Origin of the sequence: Paenibacillus xylanexedens (genome assembly GCF_017874615.1) — a bacterium.
GTDB lineage: Bacteria > Bacillota > Bacilli > Paenibacillales > Paenibacillaceae > Paenibacillus > Paenibacillus xylanexedens.
This window is the reverse complement of record NZ_JAGIKV010000019.1, coordinates 49,546-62,358: the sequence shown is the minus strand read 5'-3', so window position 1 is coordinate 62,358 and position 12,813 is coordinate 49,546. Positions and strand designations below refer to the sequence as shown.

The 12,813-nt window shown below is 45.7% G+C and carries 8 protein-coding genes; 1 reads left to right on the top strand and 7 read right to left on the bottom strand.

Going from position 1 to position 12,813, the window contains the following annotated elements; genetic code table 11:
• Positions 1 to 87 precede the first annotated feature (87 nt).
• Complete coding sequence (gene thpR, locus J2Z28_RS22070; protein ID WP_211084307.1) at positions 88 to 690, bottom strand: RNA 2',3'-cyclic phosphodiesterase; 603 nt, start codon at positions 688 to 690, stop codon at positions 88 to 90.
• A gap of 207 nt (positions 691 to 897) precedes the next feature.
• Between thpR and J2Z28_RS22065 the strand changes: the two genes are divergently transcribed.
• The gene (locus J2Z28_RS22065) at positions 898 to 1,854 is read left to right on the top strand and encodes a D-2-hydroxyacid dehydrogenase (protein ID WP_211084306.1); all 957 of its coding nucleotides are present in this window, start codon (positions 898 to 900) and stop codon (positions 1,852 to 1,854) included.
• 131 nt (positions 1,855 to 1,985) lie between these two features.
• On the opposite strand, the gene J2Z28_RS22060 is transcribed toward J2Z28_RS22065, so the two are convergent.
• The 6 genes from J2Z28_RS22060 to nikC all read right to left on the bottom strand — a co-directional run bounded on the left by J2Z28_RS22060 (position 1,986) and on the right by nikC (position 12,595).
• Positions 1,986 to 2,963, bottom strand: coding sequence for a TRM11 family SAM-dependent methyltransferase (locus J2Z28_RS22060; protein WP_244988465.1), 978 nt, complete (start codon positions 2,961 to 2,963; stop codon positions 1,986 to 1,988).
• 342 nt (positions 2,964 to 3,305) lie between these two features.
• Complete coding sequence (locus J2Z28_RS22055) at positions 3,306 to 5,018, bottom strand: methyl-accepting chemotaxis protein (RefSeq protein ID WP_076251419.1); 1,713 nt, start codon at positions 5,016 to 5,018, stop codon at positions 3,306 to 3,308.
• A 285-nt stretch (positions 5,019 to 5,303) separates the two neighbouring features.
• Entirely contained in the window at positions 5,304 to 6,332 is a 1,029-nt protein-coding gene (locus J2Z28_RS22050; protein WP_415841488.1) for an MsnO8 family LLM class oxidoreductase, read from the bottom strand.
• Between the two features lie 21 nt (positions 6,333 to 6,353).
• Positions 6,354 to 7,769 (bottom strand): deoxyguanosinetriphosphate triphosphohydrolase family protein, encoded by a 1,416-nt coding sequence (locus tag J2Z28_RS22045; protein WP_017690141.1) that lies wholly within the window; start codon positions 7,767 to 7,769, stop codon positions 6,354 to 6,356.
• A 684-nt stretch (positions 7,770 to 8,453) separates the two neighbouring features.
• Positions 8,454 to 10,334, bottom strand: a complete 1,881-nt coding sequence (gene htpG / locus J2Z28_RS22040) for a molecular chaperone HtpG (RefSeq protein WP_211084305.1) — start codon at positions 10,332 to 10,334, stop codon at positions 8,454 to 8,456.
• Between the two features lie 1,361 nt (positions 10,335 to 11,695).
• Positions 11,696 to 12,595, bottom strand: a complete 900-nt coding sequence (gene nikC / locus J2Z28_RS22035; RefSeq protein WP_211084304.1) for a nickel transporter permease — start codon at positions 12,593 to 12,595, stop codon at positions 11,696 to 11,698.
• Positions 12,596 to 12,813 lie beyond the last annotated feature (218 nt).

Below are 12,813 nucleotides of genomic sequence, written 5' to 3'. Positions count from 1 at the left end.
CCAAAAAAAAGAATTTGAATAACGATGGCTAATATTACATAGGGATAAACGTTATGTCAATGTGATTTTATGGCATAAAAATGATTATCAGGAAAAAGTGAACGTATCCACGACCTCATACATTGGCGATTGTCCCAGCCTTGTCACATAAAGTACAACGTCCTCCACCATCCATGAATTAACACCTGTGGAATGTTCCGGAAGCACTCCCGATACCCCTTTATTTTCATTACCTGGAAGCTGTCCCAGATATTTTCTGGCAATGGTAATGTGGGGAGCATAAGGTCTTAATTCAGCTTCATACCCCAGGGGCGAAGTTGCCTGCACGATTTGTTTTTGCAATGAAAACAAGTGCTCTATCTCTCCGCTAACACCTTTCCAAAGCACCTTAGGTGCTTCTTCAAGTCCAAATGTGCCCCAGTCGGAAAGCTGAAGTTCAAACGGCTGAAATCCGCTTGCTGCTGAGCGCAATGCTTTTCGCAGGTGCCCAATGTCACTAACTAACGTATCCCCCAAAAATTGCAAGGTTATATGATAATCTCTATGATCTGTCCATTTACGAAAATCTAGCTTGTTCTGTACAAGCCTCGCATCCATCTGAAGAGACTGCTGAACAGCAACAGGAAGACGAATTGCTACAAACAATCTTTCCCGTCGGGATGAATGATCCTGATGTGATTGGTTATTCATTGCATACACCTCTCTAAAGTTCGCTCTATTATTTCATAACTATACATATCGTTTCAAGTTGGGTAAGTATAGAGTGACACAAATATAACCATTTGCAAATAAGGCTAGATTCCTGCATTTCCCACCTTAATGCACATCCAACACCAAATCTGATACACTTTAATTATCAAACTCATCAAACTATTTATCTCAGGAGGACCACACATTATGGGTAAAATTGTATGTTTTCCATCTCTATCCGAAGAACAGCAACAACGCATTCAGAATGCTGCACCAGAATACACCCTGAAATTCGGAAAAGCCAAGGAATTGGACCCCGCTGAGTTGAAAGAAGCTGAGATTATTCTCGGCTGGTCCCCACTCGTCACAGAACATGCATTGAAACAGGACAGCCTGTTGAAGTGGGTTCAGGTCTGGTCTGCTGGTGTGGACAATCTCCCCTTCGCAGATTTGCAACAAAAGAACGTCCAGGTCACCAGTGCAAATGGAGTTCACGCGATTCCAATCACCGAAATTATTCTGGGCATGATGTTATCCCACAGTCGCTGGCTGAGACAAGCTATGCTGCATCAACAGCAGTCCGAATGGAAAGCTCCTGCCAAACCACTGCCGGAACTACATGGCAAAACAGCGGTCATCGTTGGTGTAGGTGAGATCGGTACGGAAACAGCCCGTATTCTCAAAGCACTCGGCATGCACACAATCGGAGTTCGTCGCTCAGGTAAGGATGTCCCCAATGTGGACCAAATGTACGACATGACCGATTTACATGAAGCCTTGAACCAGGGCGATTATGTAATTAACATTTTACCGCTAACTGATGAAACCAAACATATATATGATCAAACTGCATTTGAGCAGTTCCGATCCGGTGCCTGCTTTGTCAATGTAGGCCGTGGCCCCAGTGTGAAAACGGAAGCGTTGCTGAATGCACTCCAAAACGGCCAAGTTGCCTTCGCCGCACTGGACGTGTTCGAAGAAGAACCTCTTCCTGCAGACCACCCGCTATGGGGCATGGAGAACGTGTTAATTACGCCTCATATCGCAGGAAGTACAGAGCAATACGCGGATCGAGCAGTCGATATTTTCGTCAAAAATCTAGAAGCTTACGTCGCTGGCGATACCCTGCCGGTGAACCTTGTGGATTATAGTCATAAATATTAACACAAACACCCGTTCCCATGCAATATTGTGCAAATCAATATCAATTAGTTCAATGGATATGTACGCAATAAAAAACGCTACCTCTGGGAAATCTAAATTCCCTTAAAGGTAGCGTTTTTGTTTTTTTACGCTTACATGCACAACCAAATATGACGTATAAACGTGCCTTTGTGTACTGTTCGGTACTCTTTTACAGTCCATCCCGCTTCCAACAAGTGCTCTTCTACCCACTCTGTGGAAACAATCACCGCCCGTTTTGCCAATCTGCGCAAACTCTCCAGCATGGCTCGTTGCTCAGCATCCGGAAGTACAGAGCAGAGATTATAGGGCATGTCCAGAATTGCCGCATCATACAAATCTTGCAGTTCATTCATATCCCCCAGTGTGATTCGATCTGAATCATATCCATAATGCGGCAGATTGATTCGCGCACCTCGGACAGCCAGAGGATTGAGATCGTTACCTTTTGCATCAATTCCCATGGATAAAGCCTCAATCACAACCGTTCCCATACCACAGCATGGATCAAGCAATCGATGATTTTCTACTCTCGGAACAGCAATATTAACGAGCGCTCTCGCAAGTGTGATGCCAAATCCAGTTGAGTAATTTTGCGGCTTCTGCCGATGAATCTGCCATGATCGATCCGCTTCTGTCCACTGGCCCAAGATCCATTTTTCTCCTGTTCGGATTAGGCCGAAAGTCACCTTAGGTTGTTTCATCTGTGCCTTGCCTTTAATGCACATGCCAACTTCTTTTTCCAGTTGACGAGACTGTGCATAATCAGGGGCTTGATCCCCTTCTTTTAGACAAACTACCTTGAATGTCTCATCTGGCAACAGGTGAATATTTTTGGCAAGAGGAAGCAGATCCATCACAGTCTCCCCTTCGCCGATCACGTCTAGTCTGCCGTGGATAAAAGGACTGCGTCCAGGTGGAATACATCGTTCAGACCACACATACGCCCCCATATCCATACGGATCTCCGAACTCGGTTCAAGCAGCGTAGTCAGCTCCAGCATGCATAGTTCTTGCTCGTTCTCGTGGCAAGCAAAGGTGTAGAGGTGTTTCCCAGAAGTAGCGTACATACCGAGTGTTTCATCAGGCAAAATTCCCCTCTCCTTCCTTCATTAATCATGTTTCTTCTATATAAATAGTAAGCTCATTGAAGACATATCAAATACGACTCATACGTTTGCTTTCAGGTAGTCATTGTATACAATGTTAGGCTCCTAGACAACTATCCATTTCCTTGCACGTATCTATTTGGAAAGAAAAAAAATAAGGTGTTCCCATTGTTGAGGAACGCCTTACTTTATTTTGAGATTATAACATTGAAAATCTAATCGCTCTTGCCAGTAAACGTTATAGGCCAACAGCTCATATATCATACTGATTTCTCACCATTAGCCGCCTGCGTGATTCCAGCTTCTTCTATTATAAGAACAAGGTTATATTTTTAATTTTTCAATGGATGTAAGCAAATCTTCCGATAATTCTTTCAGACTTTGAATGTTGCCGCTAATCGTTTCCATAGAACTTACTTGCTCTTCCGCCGATGCAGAAACTTCTTCCACACTCGCTGCCGATTGTTCCGAAACAGCGGAAATCTGCTGACTGAAATCATTCATTCGTCCGCTTGCTTCCTGCATGCCTGCGAGACCATCTGTCATAGTGCCGATGACACCAACCATGCCTTCCACCGATTCATTAATTGTACGGAAGAGTTGACCTGAAGTAAGAACATGTTCCTGACCCAGTTCGGTCTCCTGAACGTTCGTACGTAATTCCGCAACCACCCCTTGTGACTCCTGCTGAATATCCTCGGTAATCGCCGTGATCTCTTCAACCGAAGTCTGCACAGCCTCAGATAACTTCCTCACTTCTGATGCCACTACGGCGAATCCGCGTCCACTCTCTCCCGCACGCGCTGCCTCAATGGAGGCATTTAATGCTAGCAGATTGGTTTGGCGTGCAATGTCATGAATGACCTGAACCAGCTTGGAAATATCTTCATTTTTACGATTCAATCGTTCCATCTTGTTCATGGAAGCAGAGACCGAACCGGAAATCTGTTGCATCTGCTGCACTGATTGTTCCATCACCTTGCGACCATTCAACCCTTGCTCCAGTACAAGATCCGACATGACGCGCAACTGGCTGCCTTGTTCCGTATGATTCTGAATGTGATCATTCAACACTTCAACCGTACGGGCTGATTCCACGGCTGTCTCTGCCTGGCTCTCTGCGGCCTTGGCTGACTCTTCCATGGTCACAGCAATCTGGCGACTACCAATCTTAACCTCTTCTGAGGATATTGCCAGTTCCCCACTTTGCAGATTAACAGCTTCCGCAATTCGTCTGACGCTCAGAACCATGGAAGTCAGGTTACCTTTCATGTCATTCACCGCTTTGGCCAGAACACCAACTTCATCCTCATGTTTGGTATGTATGTCCTGAACATTCAATTGTCCTTCTGCAATCAGTTTCACCGCACTAATGACACGTAGCAGTGGTTTCACGACCTGTGAACGAATAATCGGAATGCTGATCGCTGTAATGGCAATCATGACAAGAACACCGATAATGATGATTAATCTACCATCCTGTACCGATCTGATCGTTTGGGCCGCCGCAAGATTGGACTGTTCCTGATTGTATTCCACGAGATAATCAAGATCGACTTGCATCGTGTCGAAGGAATCAGCACCTTTATCAGCTACTTCCTTCGCCAGCTGTGTCTGACCCTCATCACTCAGTTTGATCGATTGCGTATTAATCTTGAGATACGCTTCCCATTTGTTCTTGAACGCATTCCAGTGTTCGAGCTCTTCCGCAGACTTCTCCTGCTGATCATAGATTTTAATCGCCTGCGTCGTTTCACGAATATACTTGGTACGCTCTTCTGACAAAAATGCTTTGTCTGTTTCATCCGCGTCAAAGTGACGATAACTCAGTGACAGGACATGCTCTGTGGTATAATTTAATCGGTTAATTTGCTGGATTGATGGCATCCAATTGTTCGTAATTTCATTCGTGTTGGTTTCAATTGAATTCATCCGGGTGACAATCGTGACACTCAAAATAATTAAACAGAGGATTAACAAGTAGAACGCGATGCTGATACGCAGACCGATACTCTTGATCTTGAATCTGCTGAACATATGATTTCCCCCTTGACCTCTTCGGTCATCCCGAATTCAGGTGCTTATGTCATTGTTTTCCCCTTCTTTTGACCGCTTGTCAAAAGAACTTCTCTATATTATATCGATAGGAAAATAGACGTAAAGTATTATAACATTATTTTGTCATTAAGATGCTTGGTTTTGTAAAAGATTGTTGAATCTTGACAAAGTCCAAACCGAAGAGCTGCAGCATACGGTAAATTCCCGATCTGCAGCTCTTCGGTTTATTCGGATTTCAACGGCTAACATCATAAAGCGATCAGCCTAGTTCAGTATTGCCGTCTTACGCTCAGCCAGCAATCGATATGAATCCAACCTGCGCTCATAGTCTGGTCCTGCCGTAACCAGAAGCAACCTCTCCGTATCCAGCCTTCGACTCACCTCTTGCAATCGAGCCCATACCTGCTCAGGTGTACCTGCATAGTGCCGTACCGATTCATTTTGATCATTAACGGCTTCATCATTCGTATTAGAGACCGCGGTACCACTTGAATTCGGCTCAGTTGAATGTTCTTTCCCATCCAGCAGCTTGCGCCTCTCCGCCATGTCACGACTCCAGTCCAAAGCATCCGTCTCTGACTCGGCACACAATACGCTGACTGCCACCATAACCTCAGGCTCCTTCATCGTTGCACTAGGAATAAATCCTTCTCGGTATCGCCTTACAGCCTCTGTACCATCGGCATCACTCATGAATTGACCAAAGACATATCCCATGCCAAACCGTGCCGCAAATTCTGCACTCTTCACGTTAGTTCCCAACATCCAGAGTGATAACGGAAGCTTGGGAATCGGACGAGCTGTCACGGGATGATCCTCGTACATGTAGCGGTCTTCTAGCAGTTCCGTGAGTGCTGCGAGCGATTCGGGCAACTTGGACACATGCTGCAAGTAATTGCCACTGAGTGCCATCGTGGCATGAGGTCCACCCCCAGGAGCACGTCCGAGCCCAAGCTCAATGCGCCCCGGATAGAGCGCAGCCAGCAGACGGAACGACTCTGCAACCTTGAGAGGGCTGTAATGGGGCAACAGGACCGCACCAGAGCCAAGTTGGATCGTTGTTGTCCTTGCTCCGATGTGGGATAACAGTACTTCGGGAGAGGCCGATGCCAGTTCAGCCATATCATGATGCTCTGACGTCCAGTATCGTGCGTATCCCCAAGCCTCGGCATGTTGCGCAAGTGTCACCGATTGTTGAAGTGCCTGTTCCGCTGTGGCATCGTTTAACCTTGGCACAAGGTCAAGTACGCCCAGACTGAACGTCTCACTCATTCGCTTAGCCACGCGTCTCATCTCCCTTTATATCGGTTAATTTTAATCCAGATCGTAGATCGAACCCACCTTCAGACCGTAGAGTTCATTATATATTTTCTCGGCAAATGCATCCGTCATTCCTGCGATATAATCGATCACCATGTGTTCCCAAGTCCAGATCGGCTGGGCTTTTGCTTGATCCTTCTCATACCGCTGCAGCCAGTCGGATGGAATAATGGATTGGGACGTTTCCGGATCGAGGAATGCATCCCATAAACGCTTAATCATCCACTCACTGCGCTTCTGTAGCCGCTGCACACGCAGGTCACGAATCATGGTTACCCAGGCAAAACTCTTGAGCACACTCACCGTACGCAGCATGTCGAGGTCTTCAGCCCCTTCACGTACAAAAGTTACCTTCTTCCAGTCGCCGTCGTCAATAACGCCCAGGCTGCCTACAAAAAAGCTGACCCAATAGGCTTTCACTTCACGACGGGTACGCGAGTAGTCATGCTCGCAAAACGGCATCTTTTCATTCCAGATGCGCAGGAACGAAGCGAGGACCTCTTCTACCTTTTGCCCAATCGCTTCTCGGGTCCATCCGTTCCAGAACAGATCCTCCAGCGTTGTAATTTTATCCACAATCAGTCGATTCACATGCGGATCTTGCAGGAAATGCTCATGTACTTCAATTTTGCCTGCTTTGATGCCATCCTCCAGGTCATGCGAGGAGTACGCAATATCGTCGCAAAGGTCCATCAACTGTGCTTCCAGCGTCTTCTTGCCTGCCGGCACGTTCCAGCGATCACGGATCTCCCGGATATATTGCCACTCATGATGATACATGCCTTTTTTGCTCTCTGTCCCAGGGTACGGATACTTGTTGATTCCTAGTAATACCGCATCAGACAGGTTCAGTCCGTCGATATCTTCACGCTTCTCCAAGTGCATAATGAGACGGAAGTTGTGCGCATTACCTTCAAAATGTTCGTATTTCCGTTTTAACTCGGCACGGACTTCAGACTCGACCTTGGGAACTTTGGCGCTGCGGCTTTTTTTCATGATTTTCTTAGCCTCGGTGTTAATGAGGTCATCCAGAATACCATCTAATACTTCTTCACCTTTATGTCCAAACGGCGGGTGACCAAAATCATGTGCGATTGCAGCGCACTCCACCACTTCTGAATCAATAATAAGGCCGGGGTTGTCCGCGCGGTCCCAGTCCACCTCAGGAAAACGACGAATCAGACTTCGGGCAGCCTCTCGTGCAATCTGTGCCACCTCCAGGGAATGGGTCAAGCGAGTACGATAATAATCACCCGTTCCTGCGCCAAACACCTGGGATTTGCCCTGTAACCGACGGAAGGTCGGTGAATGAATGAGTCTCGAATAGTCCCTTTCATACGCTGCACGAGATCCATCCAATTTGGTTAATTCAGGATATTGTCTATGTTCTCTCAGATCGTTCCATTGCATGGGGATCACTCCTAGCCGACTGTCTCTATTTTGAGTGATTATACACAACATCTGTGGTTTCGAAAAGTAAAACCTGTCTGCGATTGTCATATCTTCTTACATCAACTTGTAATGAACAGTCATCTTCTCTTATTATACCCTGCCAGACTATCATCCGTGCATCTAAATGACAATGATTCATATTGAACTCATTATTCACATATGCTCGCTCTCATGGCAGAACAACCATAAGTACTCACTGTGCCATCAGGTAGCCGTTCCGGTTACGGATCGTTCTTCTGATCGCTGTTGTCTCCAGGTTTTCTGAATTCCCTTTATTAAGGGAAAAACCCGGAAACAAAGGCGAACGCTTTGCTTCTTCAGAATCGATTCCGTCCCCTTCACTACTTTTGCTGTCCTTTAAATACATAATGGTATTCATCATTCAGCTCGCTAAAATCGAGTGAAAATCAAGTTCAATTTAGAAAATATCATCATTTGCTTCAATGATAGTCTGCCTCCCCCGCGCCCTCCCCGTTGTGGGTAAAAAAACAAAAACCGACAGGACGGAAATGCCCTGTCGGATGAATATGGTAGATGCAGCGAAGTCATTTAACTTCTAGCCTTAATGCTCACGCAATTTGACTCTTGACGCTGCGTAGATTTTTGCATCAAGGATGTATTATCGCACGCTTGTACGGAAGTTTACACCATAACCTTACAGATATCGTTGGTGAATTCTACTGGATCTTGAATTGGCAATCCCTCAATCAGCAATGCCTGATGGTACAGGAGGCTAGTGTAGAGGTTCAGCTTTTCCTGATCCTGCGCGAAAGCGTCTTTCAACGATTTGAAGACATCGTGATTTACGTTGATTTCAAGCACTTTGTCGGCTTGTACGTTTTCGCTGTTCGGCATAGCTTTCAGGATTTTCTCCATTTCAATCGTCAATTCACCCTCGGTGGACAAACATACCGGGTGGCTTCTGAGACGTTTGGAAGCTTTAACTGCTTTGACTTTACCCGCCAATTGAGCTTGCATCGCTTCAAACAACTCTTTGTTGTCGTTGTCCTGAGCGTCCGTTTCTTCTTTGTCCGCGTTATCTTCGATACCCAGGTCACCACTGGAGATGGATTTGAATTCTTTCTCCTTGTAGTTCGTGATCATCTTGATTGCGAACTCGTCGATGTCATCGGTAAAGTACAATACTTCGTACCCTTTCTCAAGAACACCCTCGATCTGTGGCAGCTTCTCAATACGGCTGATGGACTCACCGGATGCATAGTAGATGTACTTCTGATCTTCCGGCATTCTGGAGACGTATTCGTCCAGGCTGACCAGCTTGCTCTCTTTGGAAGACGTGAACAACAGCAGATCCTGCAATGTATCCTTGTTCACACCATAGTCACTGTATACACCATATTTCAATTGACGACCAAACGCTTGGTAGAACTTCTCGTAGTTCTCACGCTCGTCCTTCAACAGGCTTTGCAGTTGGCTCTTGATTTTGTTCTTGATGTTCTTCGCGATCAGGCTAAGCTGACGGTCATGTTGCAACATCTCACGGGAAATGTTCAGGGACAGGTCTTCCGAATCCACCATACCTTTGACAAATCCAAAGTAATCTGGCAACAGATCCCCACATTTATCCATGATCAATACACCGTTGGAGTAGAGTTCCAGGCCTTTTTCATACTCTTTGGTATAGTAGTCAAACGGCGTGTTCTCCGGAATAAACAGGATTGCATTGTATACCACAGCGCCATCTGCGCTGATGTGCAAGTGTTTGAGCGGTTTGTCAAAACCGTAGCGTTTTTCCATATAGAAGTTATTGTAATCTTCTTCGGTCAGTTCGCTTTTATTTTTACGCCAGATCGGCACCATGCTGTTCACGGTTTGTTCTTCTTGGTATTCCTCGAACTCGTTCTCCGTGCCCTCTTTCGGACGTTGACCCGTTACATCCATCTTGATCGGGTAGCGAATGAAGTCGGAGTATTTCTTGATGATGGATCTCAGGCGATACTCTTCCAAAAATTCGTCATACGAATCTTCTTCGGTATTCTCTTTGATCGTCAGGACGATCTCTGTACCTACGGAATCTTTCTCAGCTGGTGTGATTGTGTAACCATCCGCGCCTTCGGATTCCCATTTCCAAGCCTCGTCGCTGCCCAGCGTTTTACTTGTTACGGTGAGCTTGTCCGCCACCATAAATGCCGAGTAGAAACCAACCCCGAATTGTCCGATGATGTTGTGGCCATCTTTAGCTTCATTTTCCTTCTTGAACGCCAGGGAACCACTCTTCGCGATAACCCCCAGGTTGTTCTCCAGCTCTTCCTGCGTCATCCCGATTCCGGTATCCGTCAGTGTGAGCGTGCGGTTTTCTTTGTCAATCGTGAGCTTGATGAAGTAGTCCTCTTTGTTGAAAACGAGCGCATCGTCCGTCAGTGCTCTGTAATAAATTTTATCAATGGCGTCACTGGAGTTGGAGATCAATTCTCTCATAAAGATTTCTCTTTGCGTATAAATGGAGTTGATCATCATATCCAGCAAACGTTTGGATTCTGCCTGGAATTCTTTTTTAGCCATGAGTGGTTGGACTCCTTTCAAATTGGGATATCGAATGATTTGATTGAAAATAGAAACTAACTGAGATTATCCTGCGGCCATTAGTAGACTCAAAAACCTTTGATCGCTCTAGTCCACAGATATTGTGCTTCACTTCTAACTGGCTCATTGTAAAAATAAGTGCACGACGTTCTGCAATGTAGCCGTTCCGGTTACGAATCGTTTTTCGGATCGCTGTTATCCCCGTATTTCTTTGATTCCCTTTTTAAAAGGGAGAAATCCGGTGATAAAGGCGAACGCTCTGCTTCCTCCAAATCGATTTCGTCCCCTGCACTACTTTTGCATCTGATCAGCGACTGATTTTTTAGGATAAAGGACATCAATGAAGTGATATCTCTTAAACGTGGAATCTTGCTTCAAGTCTGTTGCATACCTTGGCTTCGCATGTTCTACTCAGGTTCAATATCTATTTTCAAAAACAGAATCATTCCATATGTAGTCGTGTATTGAAAACATCATTTGTTAGCACTCTAATGATCGGAGTGCTAAACCCTTCCTTTTATATAACATATGGGAAAATTGGGTGTCAATACGCAGGCGGTTATTTTAACAAAAAGATCGAATAACTCTTCAACTTTTGCACATCACCAATCATTTTACCGTAATCCCGCGGGTAAAACAAAAGCCGCCTCGAACCAGAGTTCGAACCGGCATGGGGAAAGATTGTAATGTGTCTGTTGATATAGTAGATAGCGTTAAAACATATTCATTTAATGTACCTTGGAGTATCCTCGGTCTTACTGTGTTGAGACTGATGTAGGTTATATGGGTACTTTGGTATGTTGGTATATTGGTATGTTTGTATGTTGGTATTGTGGTTGCTTGAATGTCTCGAGCCGCAAGGTAGTCACGCGCTAACGAACCTCAGAGGCGTTAAATGGCCTTTTTAGGATGACTTCATAATCTAATGAATCGTATTCACGCTATTTCTCGAGTTTAGCCAACCTTTTGAGACTTTCGGCAGGTTTTTCACAAAATAGCGCGTTTGAGGTTCGTTAGAATGGGAAATTGGCTGGAAATCGTATAATAAGGTCTCCCGGGTTCGTTAGAGTCGGAGCAGAGGTTAGCGTTACAGCTACAAATTGGGTCGCGATAAAATTAGTGCTTACGGTTAGTGTTAACGTTAGCTTTGGCACGCATGCTGCGTTATAGAAAAAGTTAGGGTTGCAGAGCTAGGGTTGCAAATCAAAGTTGCAGTTTGAGTTCGAGCTTGGGTTAGAAGTTACGGTTACGGTTACGGTTACGGTTACGGTTACGGTTACGGTTACGGTTACGGTTACGGTTTGAGTTTGAGTTTGAGTTTGAGTTTGAGTTTGATAATTCTACTTTTTGGCCATTTTCGGATCAAGGGTATCACGCAGTCCATCGCCCATGAGGTTGAAGCCGAGAACGGTCAACATAATTGAAACGCCGGGGAAGATCAGTGTCCACGGTGCTTTTTGTATAAACTGACGGGAGTCTGACAGCATTTTACCCCATTCCGGGTCGGGTGGTTGCGCACCCATGCCTAGAAATCCGAGTGCAGCAGCTTCGATGATTGCCGTCCCAATTCCGAGTGTACCTTGCACGATCAGCGGAGTAAGGCTATTGGGCAAGATGTGGCGAAACAAGATCCGCCCATTGCTCGCTCCAAGTGTCCGTGCCGACGTAATGAATTCCTCCTGTCTCAAGCTGAGTACCCGTGAACGTACCAATCTTCCGTAGGTCGGGATGTTCACGATGGCGATGGCGAGCAGTGCATTTTGCAACGACGGGCCCAATATCGCCACAATGGCGATGGCTAGCAAAATCCCGGGAAAGGCGAGCAAGATATCAAATAAACGCGAGATAAGCATGTCCGCCCATTTCCCATAAAATCCTGCAATTAAACCAAGCAACGTACCCGCGATAATGGAACCAATAACGGAGAAAAAGCCCACCCACAAGGAAATACGCGCCCCATGCAGCACTCGGGAAAATACATCACGCCCCAGATCATCGGTACCAAACCAATGCTCTGCCGAAGGGGCCTGAAGCCGATCCACCAGCACCTGTTCCTTGTAATCGTAAGGTGCGATGTATGGCGCGAGGAAGGCCAACAGGATAAAAAATACGATAATAATCAGACCTGCAAGCGCAAGCCGATTTTTCCGAAACGTTCTCCAAGCTTCCCGCCATGGACCGGATGTACTCGCTGACGCAGCGTCAATGGATGGTCCGGTATTGGTCGATAATTTGGCCATACGGCGTCTCCTTTCTTGGATATGAATATAACAAAAGATCAGCACGTTCTATTACACTCAAGCCCTACGATTGTAGTATCATCTTCTGATTGCTGTTATCCCCAGATTATATTGATCCACCTATTTAAAGGTGAAAATCCGGTGATAAATGCGACCACTTCGCTTCTACTAATTGGTTCTACAATCTTCGTGTCGTGTAATTTATTAAAGTTATCTTA